The following is a 17,660-nucleotide window of genomic DNA, read 5'->3' as shown; positions in this document are numbered from 1 at the left end:
TCAGTGAGGCGACACCGAGTCGCACCCGGTAGTTTTAGTCACAGGCCACGACGGAAGGTTTTCACCGAATGAATGACACGCTCCCCAGCACCACTGCCAAGCGACGCAGGGTACTTCTGAAGCTCTCGGGAGAGGCATTCGGTGGAGGTGGCCTGGGGGTCAACCCTGACGTGGTCAGTGCGCTGGCCAGGGAGATCGCAGAGGCCGCGCGCGAGGTTGAGATCGCGATCGTCGTCGGCGGAGGCAACTTCTTCCGTGGTGCAGAACTGTCCCAACGTGGCATGGACCGTGGTCGAGCCGACTACATGGGAATGCTCGGCACAGTGATGAACGCACTCGCCCTCCAGGACTTCCTTGAGCAGGCCGGCGCGGAGACCAGGGTGCAGTCGGCCATTTCAATGACACAGGTTGCAGAGCCGTACATTCCACGTCGAGCAGAGCGTCACCTTGAGAAGGGCCGTGTCGTGATCTTCGGCGCCGGCGCCGGCCTGCCATATTTCTCCACAGACACCGTTGCCGCCCAGCGGGCCCTTGAGATCTTTGCCGACGTGGTGCTGGTTGCCAAGAACGGCGTAGACGGCGTTTATTCCGATGACCCTCGCACCAACCCCGATGCCCAGCGAATCGACCACATCACTTACCAGGAAGCGCTCCAGCGCGGACTCAAGGTCGTCGACTCCACCTCGTTCAGCTTGTGTATGGACAACGGGATGCCGATGCGGGTGTTCGGCATGGCACCGGACGGAAACGTTACGGCCGCGATTCTCGGCTCCGAGATCGGCACCCTCGTCTCCAACTAGAATGGGCGAAGCCACAAACTGAAGGAGTCACCGTGATCGCGGATGTACTGTCCGATACCACTTCCCGTATGAGCCGTGCGCTCGAAGCCGCCAAAGACGACTTCGCGACGGTGCGAACCGGGCGCGCCAACCCGCAACTCTTCCAGAAGATTCTGGTGAATTACTACGGAACGCCGACCCCACTCGGCCAGCTCGCCTCGCTGCACAATCAGGAGGCACGTACGCTCCTGATCACCCCGTACGACAAGGGTGCGCTTCGTGACATGGAGCAGGCCATCAGGGACACGCCGAACCTCGGGGCGAACGTCGGAAACGACGGCACCGTCATCAGGGCGACGCTGCCTGAGCTCACGGCCGACCGCCGCAAGGAGTTCGTGAAGATCGTCAAGGCCAAAGCCGAAGACGCCAAGGTCTCCGTGCGCAACATCCGCCGCAAGGCGAAGGACGAACTCGATGCGCTGAAGAGCGAAGTCGGCGACGACGAGGTGGCCAGGGCTGAGAAGGAACTCGAGCAGATCACGAAGAGTCACGTCGACGGCATTGACGACGCGCTCAAGCGCAAGGAATCCGAACTCCTCGAAATCTAGGGATCTCTCGTCATGGCTCACGATCCTCAGGAGAGAAATCCGCACAAGACCGGTCACGGCGGCCGTGCGGAGTTTCGGGCACAGGTGAAAGCCACCAGGGCAGACTTCGAACGCCAGGTGCAGGCCACCAGGGCACAGATCGACGCGACGAACGAACGCATTGAGGCCAGGACGGGCCGCAACCTGATCCTGGCAGTCTTGATCGGCCTGGTACTCGGGTTGGCGATGGTGTTCAGCCTGATCTTCATCAAAGAGCTGTTCATGGTCTTCGCGGTTGTGATCGTCGGTTTTACGGCTTTCGAACTCGCCGAGGCGTTACGCAGGGCCGGTCGCAACGTTCCGCGAATTCCCGTTGTCATTTCGGCCGTCGCGGTGGTGCCCGCCGCCTTCTACTGGGATGCCACCGGGCAGTGGCTCGCAACGCTCGGCGGAATCACCTTCATCGCGCTGTGGCGGCTGGTCGAACTGTTGTGGCCGAGTCGGCGAGTCACGCTGCGGGAGGTTCGGAAGGACATCGGCGCAGCCTTCCTCATCGAGGTCTACGTCGTTTTCCTGGCCAGTTTCGCCGTTCTGCTGGCCGCGCAGGAAGGCGGTCAATGGTGGACCCTCGCTTTCCTCCTGCTGGTGATCTCGGCAGACACCGGCGCGTATGCGGCCGGACTCACCTTCGGGAAGCATCCCATGGCGCCGACGATCAGCCCGAAGAAGACCTGGGAGGGCCTGGCTGGCGCCGCATTGGTGTGCCTCGTTGTCGGCGTTTTGCTTGCTGTGTTCATGCTCGGACAACCCTGGTGGTTCGGGCTGGTCTTCGGCGCCGTCATCCTGCTGGCGGCGACATTTGGAGACCTCGCCGAATCGCTCGTCAAACGCGATCTGGGCATCAAAGACATGAGTTCCTGGCTCCCGGGCCACGGCGGCTTCCTCGACCGACTCGATTCGATCCTGCCGTCGGCTGCCGCCGCGTATGCACTGTTCCTGATCTTCGGCTGAGTGGGCGGGCTGCGCGCGTTGGTTTCGACACAGCGGGCAGAGTGGGAGAGAATGAACCGGTGAGCCAACTCTTCCCGCAGACGAACAAGAAGACTCTCGGCTATAGCCCCCAGCAGGTTGAGGAGTTCCTGACTTCGGCGCGCCGGGCGTATGACGCGGGTGGCACGGCCGACAGCGGGCTCAGCGCCGAAGAGATCAGGCACACGGCCTTCGCAATGCAGAAGGGGGGCTACTCTCCCCAGCACGTGGACTCCGCACTTGAACGACTTGAGGATGCCTTCGCTGCCAGGGAGCGGGAACTCGCGACCGGCACGGCGGGAGAACAGGCCTGGTTTGATGAGGCCCGCGGTAACGCCCAGGTGATCGTCAACCGGTTGGGACGCCCGGCAGGGCACCGGTTCACACGGACGAGCTTCCTCAGCGTCGGGTACAGCATCGCCGATGTGGACCGCTTTGCGAACAGGCTCGGGAAGTATTTCCAGGATGGTTTCCCTGTCACCGTCGACGACGTGCGAACCGCCGTTTTCCGCCCACAGCGCGGTGGATACCGCGAAGCACAGGTCGACCTGGCGCTCGACAGCGTGATCGACGTCATGCTGGCTGTGCGGTAATGGCCACACCGTTATCTGGCTGTTACCTGAGATTTGGGCTACGATCGAGAAATCGTGGGTAAGCACATCGTGGGTAAACACCTAGACGTCATCGAACCGGTTGTGGCCGTTCGGCCGACGCGACCGCAGATGTACCGGCCCCGTTCCAGAAGCAAGAGCGTGCTGGGGTTTTTCGCCTTCACGGCGGCGGCTGCATTCATGTTGGTCAGCGTCGTCGACCCGTACTCCGGAGCAACCGCCTCGGCCAGTTACCAGGCCGCAAACGATCGTTTCGGTGGTCAGGACATCCAGTCGGTCGACATTGCCGGCGAATACACCACCACCGTGTCGCGCGACGGCTTCACGATCACCGATCCGCCGCCTCCGCCTCCTCCGCCGCCTCCTGTGGATTCAGAGCCGGCGAACTACCGGCCACCTTCGGCCGCTGTCCCCGATCCCGGGTCCGCACAGGCGTATGCCGCCGGGGCCGTTGCAGCGCGCGGCTGGGGTTCAGAGCAGTTCGATTGCCTGGTCGCACTGTGGAACAAGGAATCCGGCTGGCGCGTGAACGCCATGAACAGTTCGAGTGGCGCCTACGGCATCCCGCAGGCTCTTCCCGGGTCGAAGATGGCATCCGCAGGAGACGACTGGGAGACCAACGCTGCCACCCAGATCGAATGGGGCCTCGGCTACATCAGCGGCCGCTACGGCACGCCGTGCGACGCGTGGAACACTTCGGAGAGTAAGGGTTGGTACTGAGCAAGCTTGTCGGGTTCAGTACCCGGACAGCTCGCCTAGACTTTCACCATGCCGCGAAGTAACCGTCCGAAGGGCCGCAAGCCGGTGACGGATACCGAGGGCGAAGACGATCTGTCACGTCTGGCCTCGGGATGGCGACGCACGGAAGTGCGCAGGGGCGGAGTCTGGAACGTGCAACCAGTCCAGGCCGCCCAGGCCGTCAAGACTTACCAGTGTCCGGGTTGCAACCTCGAGATCGTGCCAGGTCTCGCACATGTCGTCGCCTGGCGGGGAGATGGCGTCATGGGCGATGCGGCCGACATCTCTGCCAGGCGCCATTGGCATTCGCACTGCTGGAAGATCACCTGAGTCGCAACAGCGCGCAGCCAATCGAATGAAAGGAAGCCGGTGGCACCAGATACCGTTGAAATCCGCAGCAGCGTTGAGCTTCCCGCGCGGCGGGAGAACATCGAACTTACAACGACTGACGGACTCACCCTCGTCGGCGAGCTTGCGCTGCCGGCCGACCGCGACCCGGTCGCGACGCTTGTGACGCTTCATCCGCTGCCCACAGCGGGCGGCTTCATGGACTCGCACATCTTGCGCAAGGCCGCCGCGCGGCTGCCTGCGCTTGCCGACCTGGCAGTGCTTCGGTTCAACACCAGGGGAACCACGGCACCGCGAGGCACCAGCGACGGTGCCTTCGGGGACGGCGTGGCAGAGCGGCAGGACGTTGCGGCGGCAATGGCATTTGTCGCCGAACGCGCCCTGCCGCATCCGTGGCTCCTTGGCTGGTCGTTCGGAACAGAACTCGCGATCAAGTACGGGCTGGAGCACCCGATCGACGGGGCTATCCTGCTGTCGCCGCCGCTGCACAGGGCAACCGCAACTGAACTGGCGGCCTGGTCGGGCAATCCCAGGCGGCTGGTGGCGGTCATCCCGGAATTCGACGACTACCTGCGACCTGCGGAAGCGACAGAGCGATTTGCCAGCGTTCCTGAAGCCACGCTCATCTCTGTTGAAGAAGGCAAGCACCTCTGGGTGGGGGAGAAGCAGACCCGTCGTGTGCTGAACGAGATCGTTGCTGTGGTCAACCCGGTTGCTGCACCGCTGCCGACGGAGTGGACGGCCTGACGGACCCTACTGGATCGGCCCTGAGCGCTACAGCTCGTTTTGACGGGGAATGACAACCTGCTTGATGATCATCAGAATCGCTGCGGCCACCGGGATCGCGATCAGTGCGCCGAGGATTCCGAGCAGTGAGCCTCCGGCCAGCGCCGCGACGACGACGACGGCACCCGGAACCGCAACGGCGCGATTCATGATGTTGGGGCTCAGCACGTATGCCTCGACCTGCATGTAGATGAGGTAGTAGATGCCCGCTGCGATCGCGGTCGGAACCGAACTGCCGATGCCGGGGATCAGGCAGGTGAGCACGATGATGACGGACCCGCTGATCGTTCCGACGAGTGGCACCAGGGAGAACAGGAAGGCGATGAAGGCCAGCAGTGCGGCGAACGGCGCGCCGATGATGGACAGGTAGATGAAGCTGAGTACACCGTTGCAGAAGGCGAGAGCGGCCTGGCCGACCACGTAGCGGCCGACGGCCGTGGTGATCTGCTCACTGATGTCGGCGAATCGCTCGCGCTTGGATGCAGGGACCAGCTGGTAGAGTCCGCGCTTGATGGAGTTCAGCGATGTTGTGAAGTACAGCGTCAGGATGAGAATGACCAGGCCGCCGAAGAGCCCACTGACCACGGCGATACCGGACGCGATCACGGTTGAGGTGATCGTGGTCAGATTGCCACCGAGATAATCAGTGATGGACTCCGTGATCCTCTGGATGTCGAGGCCGGGGAACTGCTTCTGCAGATCGTCAATGAAGGTCGCCGAGTTCACGGCGTCGATGAGGTCCGGAATGCGCTCGGCGAGTTTGGCGACCTGTTCGACGATGATGGGCACGATCGCGAAGATGACGCCGGTCAGGATGCCGACAACGGCGATCACAACGACGAGGATCGCCGACCAGCGGGGGAACTTCTTCTTCTCCAGCCACGACACCGCCGGATCGAGGCCAAGTGACAGGAAGAGGGCGGCGCCGACGTAGGTGATGATCGTCTGCAGGGTGATCACCGAGGTGATGATCAGGAGTCCGAGTCCAACGCCGAGCGTGAAGATCAGCCCGAAACGGAACGCATTCTGTATCTTCAACGACACTCCCCGGTTTGTGGCAGATTCGGCCGGCGAACCCCGCTCACAGCATCACATTACTCGCCGTCGGCCGCCACTTTTTCCGCCTGGGTGAGCACACCGCGGAGGTTCTCGAAGTACCCGGCGACGGCGTCGCGCTCGATGCGAATCTGGGACAGACGGTCCTCCGCGTCTGCGACGAGGGTGTGGGTGCGCTTTTGCGCATCCTTCACCATGGCCTTGGACTTCGCTTCGGCATCCTTCACGATGCGCTCCGCCGTCTCCTCGGCCTGCTGCTTACCCAGCTTGGCTTCCTCGCGAGCCCCGGTGTCGAGCTGGTCATTGAGCTGGCGGAGTTCCACGGTGCGCTTGTTGGTCTCGTCGAGCTGGGTGTTGGCGTCGCCAAGGAACCTCTGCGTTTGAAGCACGGCTTCCTGGTGCCGCGCGAGGTGGTCTTGCTCGGCCTCGTCGCGCCTGGCCTTCAGCTCCACCTCAAGGTCTGCGCGGGTCTGCTCGATCTCGCGCTTGAGCTTGGCGGCCTCGTGCTGGCCCTTCTTCCGGCTGGCGGTGAGGGAGTTCTCGAGATCGATGCGCAGTTGCTCGCTCTCGGCCTCGAAGTCTGCCCTGGCCTGTTCGTTATGCCTGGCCAGGTCCGCGCTGGACTGTTCAGCGTCGGCGGCAAGGGCGGCCTGGTTTCGCTCGACCTCGCTGGCCAGCGACGCCCGCGTCTGCAGGGTCTCCCTGGTCAGTTCGGCTCGCGACTGCTCACGCTCCGCCGCGAGATCGGCACGCGTCTGCTCGATCTCCCTGGCAAGTTTCGCGCGCCCTTGTTCGATTTCGGCCGCGAGATCGCGCCTCGCGCTCGCGCTCTCCTCTTCGAGGACGATCCGGGCCTCTTCCCTTTCGCGGGCAAGGTCGATTCTGGCCTGTTCGGTCTCGGCCGCGAGGTCGATGCGCGCCTGCTCGGTTTCAACGGCCAGTTCTGCCCGCTGCTGGTCGAGCTCGAGAGCGACCTCTGCGCGGGTCAACTCGGTCTCGCTGGTGAGGCCGGCCGCGATCTCGCGCGCCTGGGTCGCTTCCTGCTGGGCGACGACCCTGAGTTCTGCGGCCTCACGTTCGGCCTCAGAGCGAAGGGCCGCAGCCTCCCGCTTGACGGTCGATCGAAGTTCTGCTGCCTCCGTCGCGATGCGGCCACGCACCGTGGCCGCCTCCTGCGCGGCGTCCTGGGTGAGGACAGCGTGCTCCTCCTGAGCGCGCGCGACGTAGTCATCTGCCTCCACCCGTGCGTCTTCGAGGATCCTCGCGGCCTTCACCGTGGCATCCGACAGCGTGCGCTCGGTGTACTCTGCCGCTTCACGCTGAAGCGCGTCGACCTCGGCAGCGGCCTGGGCGCGCAGCTTCTCGGCATCGATGTCTGCCTGCGCGATGACGCGGGTCGACTGTTCCTCCGCTACTCGAAGGGTGTTCTCGAGCTTCGTTCCCAGCCCGGAGAAAGTCGGGCTCCCGACCTCTTCGATCTCTGCGCTGAGATCGTCGATGCGTGCGGTGAGGCGTTTGACTTCTCTGCTGGCCTCGGTCGACTGGTTGTTGGCCTGGATCAGGTCGCGACGCAGGCCCTGGATCGCCTTGTCGACCTCGTCTTTGTCATAGCCGCGGAACACCTGCGTAAAATCGGACTCGTCGATCGGCACACTGTCTCCTCAGGAAATTTGGGCTGCATACGCCGGTCGCCACGCTGGGCCGGGAGAGCCGCCACAATTTTAGCCCCATCCGGGGGATCCGCGTCCACGATCTCCTCAGGTTGCTATTAGGCGGCGTTCAGGAGCGTCCGGTATTGTTGCACGTCCGTGTCTATTGCGGATCTGTGTCTGTTGCTGTCTGTGTCCGAAGCAGGAGGGCCGAACACAATCGGTGCCTGCCAGATGGCAACACAGGAGGGTTATACGTGCGTTTCGTTCTTGCCATAGCGGCATTCGTTCTCGCGGCCGTGATGATTGTGCTCGGCATCGCGCAGCGAACGGTGTTCCTTGAGCCTGGCTCCACGAGCCTCTCTGCGACCGTTGAAGACGGACCTCGCTACGCCGTCATCGATTCATCCGCCCTGTCTGCCTTCCCCGGGCGCCAACGACTGAGTGTCAGTGGCCCGGACGGCGTATTCGCCGCCTATGGCAGAACAGCGGATGTCGCGGCCTGGATCGGCGACGACGAGTTTGTCGAGATCAGCCATGTGAAGGGCGAGGCGAAACTGACGACAGAGGTGAAGGAGGGGCAGGGCTCCGCCGAAGCAAACGATGAGGGCAACGAAGGTGCGGATGTCCCTGCGACCAATTCCCCGACAACCGAGCCCCCGGCGCCCGAGCCGCCGGTTGCTGAAGTACCACCAGCAGAGACCCCGGCCGAGCCTGGCTCCGATGCGGTGACCACAAACCCGGCCGGTTCCGACCTGTGGCTCGAGGAGTTCAGCGCAGAGCGCACCCTGTCGACGGCAATGAACCTACCGGAGGGAATCTCGGTGATCATCGCGTCAGACGGCACGGCTCCTGCCCCGTCCAGCGTTCGGTTGTCGTGGCCGCGAGATAACGCGACGCCGCTGGCTGGGCCGCTGATCGTCGGCGGTGCGGTTGTTCTCCTCATCGGGCTGGCGCTGTACCTGTGGGCGCTGTTGCACCTGCGTCGTTCCCGGCGGCCGCGTCGCAATGTCCCCAGAGGACCTCGACTGCCGAGGCTGCCGCGGGCGCCGCGCCCCAAGGCGATCAAGGCCAGTGAGATCACCGACAACGGCCGGTCGATCAGTCGTTCCATGACGGCTGTGGTGCCGGTGATGCTCGTCTCTGGGCTCGTCCTCACCGGATGCTCGGCCGACTTCTGGCCGTCTCCCTCGACGGTGCCGATGAGCTCGCTCACGGCCGCCCCAGACATGACAGCTGCGCCTGAGGCCGCCGCAGACGTGCCTCCCCCCGCGGTGACCGTGCCCCAGCTCGAGCGCATCGTGCGCAAGATCGCGGTGATGACGACGGATGCAGACGCGACCCTGAACGCGGACGCCATCGCCTCCAGGTTCACCGGTCCCGCGCTCGACGAGCGCCTCTCGAACTACAAGATTCGGGCCGCGATCCCCGAGTACGCTGCACCGCCCGCGCTCCCAGCTTCGCCATTGACCCTGACGCTTCCACAGCAGTCGGCGACCTGGCCGCGCTCCGTGATGAGCGTCATCCAGAACGAAGACGACCCCACGGTGGCACCAACGGCGGTGGTCATGACCCAGGCGTCGCCGAGGAAGCCGTACCAGATCAAATACGCCGTGCAACTCGAAGCGGCTGCAGCGGTGCCGGATGTCGCGCCCGCAACGATCGGGGCGCCGATCATCGCACCAGACTCCAAGCTGCTGGTCATGCCGCCAGACCAGATCGCCGCAGCGTATGCCGACATCCTCATGCAGGGAGAGGCGAGCGCCTTCTACGACCAGTTCGACGTTGATGGCGACACCTTCCGCACCCAGGTCGGGCTCGAGAAGAAGAATGAGAAGAGGGCGGCGCTGCCGACGACGGCGTCGATCGAGTTCGCAACGGCCGCCGGCTCGGGCAACACCGTGGCGCTGGCGACCAACGACTCCGGAGCCATCGTCGCGGTCAGCCTGAGTGAAACCGAGACGGTCAAGCCGGTGGATGCCGGTGCCACGGTGAGCCCGGAAGGCGCGAGCAAAGCACTGTCCGGTGTCGAGGCAACGGCGAAGGGCATCCTGAGCACCTACAGTGACCAGCTTCTCTTCCATGTGCCGGCTGCCGGGTCGAAAGACAAAATCGTTCTCCTTGGCTTTTCCCAGGGACTGATCTCATCTGTGGAGTTGCCATGACGAATGTTCCCGCGACCGGCGCCAGCTTGCGGGGCGCCGTTGATCTCTCTTCACTCGTGAACCGTCCGGCCGGGCCGGCCGGCGCCCCTTCGGGCGGTGGTGCTCCCGCCGCAGGCGGGACGGTGACCATTCCGAGCCTCATCGTCGAAGGAACAGACACGAACTTCGGCGAGATCCTCGAGCTGTCGAAGACCGTGCCGGTCATCGTCGATCTGTGGGCTGATTGGTGCGAGCCCTGCAAACAGCTCACGCCGATTCTCGAGAAGCTCATCGCGGAGGCCGGCGGGCGATTTGTGCTCGTCACAGTTGATGTCGATTCGAACCCGCAGCTCTCCCAGGCCTTCCAGGCACAGTCGATTCCGACGGTCGCGGCCGTCATCGCGGGCCAGCCGGTGCAGCTGTTCTCCGGCGCCATCCCCGAGGCGCAGGTTCGTGAGGTGTTCGAGCGGGTTCTCGAACTCGCCGCGCAACACAGCGTGACCGGCACGGCAACTGCGATGGATGCCGATGCGGACACCGCGGCGGTGGCAGTTGAACCTCCGGCGGAGCCGGAGTTGTCGCCCCAGCACCAGGCCGCATACGACGCCATTGAGCGTGGCGACTACGAAACCGCGATCGCTGAGTACAAGATGGCCATCGCCAGGGATCCTGCCGACCGCATGGCGGTTGCCGGGCTGGCGCAGGTGAGCCTGCTGGCCCGCCTGCAGGGGAAGTCGCTTGACGACATCCGTTCTGCTGCGGCATCCACGCCCGACGACCTAGCTGCCCAGCTGCTGGTTGCCGACCTCGACATCTCCGGTGGTCATGTCGAGGATGCCTTCGACCGACTGCTCGGGTTGTTCCAGGGGCAGGATGCAGACGGCAAGAATACGATCAGGGAGCGACTTGTCGAGCTATTCGAGATCGTCGGCGTCGACGACCCTCGAGTGCCCCCAACCCGCGCGCGCCTGGCGGCGCTGCTCTACTGATACATTCGCCGCTAGCGCCGCAGCTTGAGCCAGAGCCCTGCCAGGGGCGGCAGGGCGAGCACGGCGGATGCCGGGCGCGAGTCCCAGGGTTCGGCAACCGCCTCCACCGCGCCGAGGTTTCCTACTCCTGAACCGCCGTACTCCGTCGCATCCGTGTTCACGATCTCATCCCACGTTCCGGGGAACGGCAGGCCGACCCGGTAGTCCGTGTGCGGCTGGCCTGAGAAGTTGAACAGGCAGGCGATCGGGTTGCCGTCGGCGTCGAAACGCAGGAACGACACCACGTTCTGCGCGGCAGCACCGCCATCGAGCCATTCGAATCCGGAGGAGTCGTTGTCACGCTGCCAGAGGCTCCGGTTCTCCCGATACACCCGGTTGAGCCGGCCGACCAGCGTGAACAGGCCGCGGTGCGCCGGCTGGTCGAGCATCCACCAATCCAGTCCGCGTTCCTCGCTCCACTCTGAACGCTGCCCGAATTCCTGCCCCATGAACAGCAGCTGCTTCCCTGGATGCGCCCACATGAACGCCAGGTACGCCCGAACATTGGCGAGCTGCTGCCAGGAATCACCCGGCATTTTCGCGACGAGTGACCCCTTGCCGTGTACTACCTCGTCGTGGCTGATCGGCAGCAGGAAGTTCTCACTGAACGCATAGAAGAACGAGAACGTGATGTCGTTGTGGTGGTACGACCGGTACATCGGATCGACTTCCATATACTGGAGCGAGTCGTGCATCCACCCCATGTTCCACTTGAGCCCGAATCCCAGGCCTCCGCCCGACGTCGGCGCCGTCACTCCGCCCCAGCTTGTCGACTCCTCGGCAATGAGGATCGTGCCTGGATTTCGCTTGTACGACGTGGCCGTGACCTCTTGCAGCAGACTGATCGCCTCGAGGTTCTCCCTGCCGCCGTGTTCGTTCGGTTCCCACTGGCCTTCTTCGCGGGAGTAGTCGAGATAGAGCATCGATGCGACGGCATCAACCCTGAGCCCGTCGATGTGGAACTCCTCCAGCCAGTACAGTGCGTTGGCGACGAGGAAGTTGCGCACCTGCTTCTGCCCGAAATCGAAGACATAGGTTCCCCAGTCCAGTTGCTCGCCGCGACGCGGGTCCGGGTGCTCGTAGAGTGCCTGCCCATCGAATTTCGCCAGCGCGAAATCGTCTTTCGGAAAATGGCCTGGTACCCAGTCCATGAGCACGCCGAATCCGGCCTGGTGCAGCCGATCAATTAGGTAGCGCAGGTCGTCAGGGTGCCCGAACCGACTGGTCGGTGCGTAGTAGCCGGTGACCTGGTAGCCCCATGAACCGCCGAACGGATGCTCCGCGAGCGGCATGAATTCAACATGCGTATACGCCAGTTCCTGCAAATACTCGATGAGCTGATCCGCGAGCTCGCGATAGCCGAGACCAGGCCGCCACGACCCGACATGCATCTCGTAGACGCTCATGGGGGCATTGTGCGGGTCGGTCGCCGCCCGGCGGGCCAGCCAGTCGGCATCCGCCCACTCGTATCGGGTCTCGCCGATGACCGACGCGGTGTTCGGCGGCACTTCGGTGTACCTGGCCATCGGGTCTGCCTTCATGACCCAATCGCCAGACTGCGTGAGCAATTGGAACTTGTAGTTCGACCCGGGGCCGAGGCCCGGCACGAACAGCTCCCACACGCCGGTACTTCCCATATTGCGCATCGCGTGTGTTGCACCGTTCCAGCCGTTGAAATCTCCGACCACGCGCACCGCCCTGGCATGCGGAGCCCACACAGCGAACGAGGTGCCGGTCGTGGTTCCGAGCACGCCGGCGTGAGGCCGGAAATGGGCGCCAAGAACGGTCCACAGCTGTTCGTGCCTGCCCTCGCCGATGAGGTGGAGGTCGAGTTCCCCGAGGGTCGGCAGGTAACGGTACGGATCGTCGGCTATCCAGGATGGAACTCCGTCGTACGCGGCATCGATCGTGTAGTCCAGGACTCCGAGCGTGCTGTATCCTTGCCAGATTCCGTAGCCGATGTGGGAGAGTTCGACCCGCGAACCGGTTTGCAGAACGGCGGCAACCCGGTTGGCGAGCGGCCGCAGGGCACGGATGACGGTGAGTGGGTCACTGACACCTGGCGCGTCGACCAGATGCTGGCCGAGCACCCCGTGCGGGTCGTGATAGCTGCCGTTGCCGACCGCTTCGAGGATGTCGCCTGGCACCGACGGCAGTTCGACGGTGCGAGTGCGTGCTGCGTGCTTCATGAGAGACCTTCCGTCACCTGCAGAATGTGCACCGGCTCGGTGAATGCATCGAGTCGCACGTAATTGTCGGCAGACCAGGTCCAGACGGCGCCGGTGATCAGATCTGTGACTTTGAACCCCGCCCCAGGAGTAATCCCGAACCGGGTCACATCCAGGTGAATCATGGTCTCCCTGACCGAATGCGGGTCGACGTTCAGGGCGACGATCAGGGCGTCCGGCTTGCCGGTGTCGGTGAACTCTGCGGCCAGGTACTTGCTGTAGACGAGGATGGCGTCGTCGTCGCTCTCGTGCAGGTCGAGGTTGCGCAGTTGCCGGAGGGCTGGGTGTTCGGCGCGGATGCGGTTCAGCAGGGTCAGGAACGGTGCGAGCGACTTTCCGAGGGCCTCCGCCCCGCGGAAGTCCCTGGGGCGGTATTCGTACTTCTCGTTGTCGATGCTCTCTTCGGCGCCCGGCCTGGCGACACTCTCGAACAGTTCGAACCCGGAGTAGACACCCCAGGTGGGTGCAGCCGTCGCAGCGAGGGCGGCCCGGATCTTGAACGCCGCCGGTCCGCCGAACTGCAGGTACTCGGTGAGGATGTCCGGCGTGTTTACGAACAGGTTCGGCCGCAGGAAATCTGCGGTGTCGTGGGCGAGCGAGTCGAAGAACTCCTCCAGTTCCTCCTTGGTGTTCCGCCAGGTGAAGTAGGTGTACGACTGCGCGAAACCGACCTTGGCGAGGCCATGCAGGATGGCGGGCCTGGTGAAGGCCTCGGCGAGGAAGACGACATCCGGGTATTCGCGGTTGACCTCAGCGATCAGCCACTCCCAGAACTCCAGCGGCTTCGTATGCGGGTTGTCGACACGGAATATCCGCACGCCTCGTTCGATCCAGAGGCGAACGATCCTGAGTACTTCGGCTCGGATTCCGCTCGGGTCGTTGTCGAAGTTCACCGGGTAGATGTCCTGGTACTTCTTCGGCGGGTTCTCCGCGTACGCGATCGTTCCGTCCGGCAGGGTCGTGAACCACTCCGGGTGCTCTTTCACCCAAGGGTGGTCCGGTGATGCCTGCAGCGCGAGGTCGAGTGCGATCTCCACTCCGGCCTTGCGTGCTTTGCCCATGAACCAGGCGAAATCGGCTTCGGTGCCGAGATCGGGGTGGATGGCGTCGTGGCCCCCCTCAGCGGAACCGATCGCCCACGGTGATCCAGGGTCGTTCTCGCCGGCGACCAGCGAGTTGTTCGGGCCTTTACGGTACGCGTGCCCGATCGGATGGATCGGCGGAAGGTAGACGACATCAAAGCCCATCGCGGCCACCTCGGCCAGTCGCTTGGCCGCGGTGCGGAACGTGCCGCTCTTCCACGAGCCGTCTGCCCGTCGCTTTGCTCCCTCTGACCGCGGGAAGAACTCATACCAGGAGCCAACGCCGGCCCTCGTGCGTTCCACAATGATCGTGCGGGCCTCCGACACGCTTTCGAGGCTGGTGAGGGGCATGACGGATGCCGCAGCGCGCAGTTTAACGCTCGTGGCAGCGCTGAACCGTTCGTCGACGCTCTTCGCGGGGTCAGCCACCGCCTTCGCCGCAGCGGCGAAGAGCCGACGTGCCGAGACCGTCCGGTGCTTGTCGGCACCGGCAGTCGCAAACAGGCCTGCAATGATCTGGAACGTCAGCTCGACGTCGATTCCGGCCGGCAACTTGATTGCCGCATTGTGCTCCCAGGTGGCGTAGTCGTCAGCGAATGCGCGCACCCGATAGCTCCACGATCCCGTGAGTGACAACTGAACTTCGGTTTCCCAGCGGTCGGTGCCTGGCGCTCCTTTGCGCATCCGATGCTCGATTTCGACTCCGTCTGGTGAGGTGAGCAGGAGCAGGGCACCGATGCGATCGTGGCCTTCGCGGAAGGCGGTGGCCGCAAACGGAACGACCTCGCCGGCGAACGCCCGTGCCGGCCAGAGGTTGTCTGGCAGTTGCGGAGAAAGGTCAAGAATCGGAATACGACCGGCCTTGGTCTCACGCGGTTCGGGCGATTGTGCTGGTGTCTTTGCCACACACCGACCGTAGCGCGAAATGTCGCCGATGGTGCGGTGGCCCTTCGTTGCATGTCACGTACGTAATCGACATCCGCGGCCCCTAGGGTTGACCCGTGAAGGCGATCCGCAAATTTACCGTCCGTGCCGTGCTCCCCGAGCCGCTCGAGGCCCTTGAAGAACTGGCTGGCAACCTGCGCTGGTCGTGGCATGAACCCACTCGGCAGTTGTTCGAGCACATCGCGCCCGACGTGTGGAAATCCGTCGGCCAGGACCCCGTTGCCCTGCTCGGCGCGGTGCCGCCGTCGCGACTGGAAGAACTCGCGGGCGACCACGACTACGTCACCGGGGTCAACTCGGTGCGCAGCGAACTCCGTGAGTACCTCGAGGAACCGCGCTGGTACCAGGGACTCGAAGGGGAGAAGCCGGAGAGCATCGCCTACTTCTCGCCGGAGTTCGGCATCGCCGCAGCCCTTCCTCAGTACTCCGGTGGCCTCGGCATCCTCGCCGGCGACCACCTGAAGAGCGCATCAGACCTCGGGGTTCCGCTGGTTGGAGTCGGGCTGTTCTACCGGGCCGGCTACTTTCGTCAGTCGATCTCGGCAGACGGCTGGCAGATGGAGAGTTATCCGCTGCTCGACCCGGACGGCCTCCCGCTGTCGATCCTGCGCAGGGCGGACGGGTCTTCCGTGCAGGTGTCGCTGGCGCTGCCAGACGACCGCACGCTGCACGCGCGCGTCTGGCAGGCATCCGTCGGCCGCATCCGTCTGCTCATGCTTGACACCGACATCCCCGAGAACACTGACGAGCTTCGCCAGGTCACCGACAGGCTCTACGGCGGAGGCGGTGAGCACCGGCTCCTGCAGGAGCTTCTGCTCGGCATCGGGGGCGCGCGGGCGGTGAAGCTGTGGAGTGCGCTCAGCGGCAACCCTGAGCCAGAAGTTTTCCACACCAATGAGGGCCACGCCGGCTTTCTGGGGCTGGAGCGGATCTCGAGCCTGATCGGTGAGGGCCTGAGTTTCTCCGAGGCGTTACAGGTTGCCCGCGCCGGCACCGTTTTCACCACTCACACTCCCGTTGCCGCAGGCATCGACCGTTTTGAGCTCGACCTGGTTCGTCGATACTTCGATACCGACCTGCTTCCCGCCGTCGACGTCGATGACGTTCTGGCGCTCGGCCGAGAGAGCTACGAGGGCGGGTCGCCAGACGTCTTCAACATGGCCGTGATGGGACTGCGGCTCGGTCAGCACGCCAACGGTGTGTCGAAGCTGCATGGTGAAGTCAGCCGGCGCATGTTCAAGGGCCTGTGGCCGGGTTTTGACGAGGCCGACGTGCCGATCGATTCGATCACCAACGGTGTGCACGCGCCTACGTGGACGGACCCCGCTCTGCTGCAACTGGCACGCGACAAGCTCGGAACCACCGACACGGCGAACGCGGACTGGGCGTCCTCCGACGTCTCAGACCAGGAGCTGTGGTCGGCGCGCGGGCGGATGCGCCTGCAGTTCGTGGAAGATGCCCGTCGCAGGGTGGCGCTGGCCTGGAGCCAGCAGAACACCGGCGCGATCCCACCCGCCTGGATGAACACGGTCTTCGATCCGAACGTCTTGACGATCGGATTCGCCCGCCGGGTGCCGACCTACAAACGGCTGACGCTGATGCTGCACGATCCAGAGCGACTTCGTGCGCTCCTGACGCACCCTGAGCACCCGATCCAGATCGTGATCGCCGGAAAGTCGCATCCTGCCGACGAAGAGGGCAAACGCCTCATCCAGGAGATCGTGAAGTTCGCGGAGGACCCAGAGCTGCGCACCAGGATCGCCTTCCTGCCCGACTACAACATCGCGATGGCCCAGCTGATGTACCCGGGAACGGATGTCTGGCTGAACAACCCGCTGCGCCCGCTCGAGGCCTGCGGAACATCCGGTATGAAGGCGGCGCTGAACGGCGTTCTCAACCTGTCGATCCTGGACGGCTGGTGGCCGGAGTACTTCGACGGGCAGAACGGGTGGGCGATTCCGACGGCGGATGCCGCTGGCGATTCCGCAGAGCGCGACAAACTCGAGGCGGAAGCCTTGTACGACATCCTTGAGCACCAGGTGGTGCCCGGTTTTTACGAACGTAACGCCGACGGAGTGCCAGAGCGGTGGGTGAAGGCCATCAGGCACACTCTCGCAGGGCTCTCGCCCGAGCTGAGTGCAGACCGCATGGTGCGCGAGTACGTTGAGCGACGGTATCGGCCTGCCGGCCGGTTCGAGCGCGAACTGTCGCGCGACAACTACCGTTCCGCGCGAGACCTCGCGGCCTGGAAGGAGCGGCTGCATGCGGCGTGGCCGGGCGTCTCGGTCACCCACGTGGAGTCAGGGGGAGTCTCGTCCGTTCCGCAGGTGGGAGACGAGCTTCACCTTCGGGCTCATGTGAACCTGAATTCGCTCGCAGCCGACGACGTGACCGTCGAGGTCGTCTACGGGGTCAGCCACAACGGCGACAATCTGACGGACACCCAGACGCAGGCCCTCGAACCGGCCGCTGCGCGCGAACAGGGCACGTCGCCTGCGGGTTCGACGCTCTTCACCGGAACCGTTGCTCTGCACCGCGCAGGTGGGTTCGGTTACACCGTGCGGGTTGTCCCACGGAACGCGCTGCTGGCAAGCCCGGCGGAGATGGGACTCATCGCCGTCGCCGGCTGACACCCGCCTGGCGCCTCCGC

Annotated in this window: 14 protein-coding genes; 10 read left to right on the top strand and 4 right to left on the bottom strand. The window is 64.3% G+C overall.

The genetic code is table 11. From position 1 onward, the window contains the following. Positions 1-68: 68 nt before the first annotated feature. From pyrH to K323_RS0116915, 7 genes are read left to right on the top strand one after another with little or no spacing between them, the layout of a single operon-like run. Positions 69-800: a UMP kinase gene (gene pyrH / locus K323_RS0116945; RefSeq protein ID WP_022886455.1), complete on the top strand. Its 732-nt coding sequence runs from the start codon at positions 69-71 to the stop codon at positions 798-800. Positions 801-832: 32 nt separating this feature from the next. Next, complete coding sequence (gene frr / locus K323_RS0116940) at positions 833-1,387, top strand: ribosome recycling factor (RefSeq protein WP_022886454.1); 555 nt, start codon at positions 833-835, stop codon at positions 1,385-1,387. 12 nt (positions 1,388-1,399) lie between these two features. Further along, positions 1,400-2,377, top strand: coding sequence for a phosphatidate cytidylyltransferase (locus K323_RS0116935; protein WP_022886453.1), 978 nt, complete (start codon positions 1,400-1,402; stop codon positions 2,375-2,377). A 59-nt stretch (positions 2,378-2,436) separates the two neighbouring features. Beyond that, on the top strand, positions 2,437-2,988 hold the full coding sequence (locus tag K323_RS0116930) for a DivIVA domain-containing protein (protein WP_022886452.1): 552 nt from the start codon (positions 2,437-2,439) through the stop codon (positions 2,986-2,988). A gap of 54 nt (positions 2,989-3,042) precedes the next feature. After that, a complete protein-coding gene (locus K323_RS0116925; RefSeq protein WP_022886451.1) occupies positions 3,043-3,726 on the top strand; it encodes an aggregation-promoting factor C-terminal-like domain-containing protein in 684 nt (227 codons plus the stop codon). A 48-nt stretch (positions 3,727-3,774) separates the two neighbouring features. Continuing rightward, on the top strand, positions 3,775-4,074 hold the full coding sequence (locus K323_RS0116920) for a hypothetical protein (RefSeq protein WP_022886450.1): 300 nt from the start codon (positions 3,775-3,777) through the stop codon (positions 4,072-4,074). A 39-nt stretch (positions 4,075-4,113) separates the two neighbouring features. Further along, entirely contained in the window at positions 4,114-4,839 is a 726-nt protein-coding gene (locus K323_RS0116915; protein ID WP_022886449.1) for an alpha/beta hydrolase, read from the top strand. Positions 4,840-4,866: 27 nt separating this feature from the next. On the opposite strand, the gene K323_RS0116910 is transcribed toward K323_RS0116915, so the two are convergent. After that, positions 4,867-5,916: an AI-2E family transporter gene (locus K323_RS0116910; protein ID WP_026851762.1), complete on the bottom strand. Its 1,050-nt coding sequence runs from the start codon at positions 5,914-5,916 to the stop codon at positions 4,867-4,869. 56 nt (positions 5,917-5,972) lie between these two features. Continuing rightward, positions 5,973-7,586, bottom strand: a complete 1,614-nt coding sequence (locus tag K323_RS26840; protein ID WP_022886447.1) for a DivIVA domain-containing protein — start codon at positions 7,584-7,586, stop codon at positions 5,973-5,975. 254 nt (positions 7,587-7,840) lie between these two features. On the opposite strand from K323_RS26840, the gene K323_RS0116900 reads away from it, so the two are divergent. Both K323_RS0116900 and K323_RS0116895 read left to right on the top strand, forming a co-directional pair. Continuing rightward, positions 7,841-9,748, top strand: a complete 1,908-nt coding sequence (locus K323_RS0116900; protein ID WP_022886446.1) for a DUF8094 domain-containing protein — start codon at positions 7,841-7,843, stop codon at positions 9,746-9,748. Beyond that, positions 9,745-10,716 (top strand): tetratricopeptide repeat protein, encoded by a 972-nt coding sequence (locus tag K323_RS0116895; RefSeq protein WP_022886445.1) that lies wholly within the window; start codon positions 9,745-9,747, stop codon positions 10,714-10,716. The genes K323_RS0116900 and K323_RS0116895 overlap by 4 nt, the downstream gene beginning before the upstream one ends. A gap of 11 nt (positions 10,717-10,727) precedes the next feature. Here the strand turns inward: K323_RS0116895 and glgB are convergent, their stop codons facing one another. Both glgB and K323_RS0116885 read right to left on the bottom strand, forming a co-directional pair. Next, a complete protein-coding gene (gene glgB, locus K323_RS0116890; RefSeq protein ID WP_022886444.1) occupies positions 10,728-12,944 on the bottom strand; it encodes a 1,4-alpha-glucan branching protein GlgB in 2,217 nt (738 codons plus the stop codon). After that, positions 12,941-14,971, bottom strand: a complete 2,031-nt coding sequence (locus K323_RS0116885) for an alpha-1,4-glucan--maltose-1-phosphate maltosyltransferase (RefSeq protein WP_022886443.1) — start codon at positions 14,969-14,971, stop codon at positions 12,941-12,943. Before K323_RS0116885 ends, glgB begins: the two co-directional genes overlap by 4 nt. Before the next feature lie 95 nt (positions 14,972-15,066). On the opposite strand from K323_RS0116885, the gene glgP reads away from it, so the two are divergent. After that, complete coding sequence (glgP, locus tag K323_RS0116880; RefSeq protein ID WP_022886442.1) at positions 15,067-17,640, top strand: alpha-glucan family phosphorylase; 2,574 nt, start codon at positions 15,067-15,069, stop codon at positions 17,638-17,640. Positions 17,641-17,660: the final 20 nt, after the last annotated feature.

The organism is Glaciibacter superstes DSM 21135 (assembly GCF_000421145.1).
Taxonomy (GTDB): Bacteria; Actinomycetota; Actinomycetes; order Actinomycetales; family Microbacteriaceae; genus Cryobacterium; species Cryobacterium superstes.
This window is presented reverse-complemented; position numbering and strand designations above follow the sequence as displayed.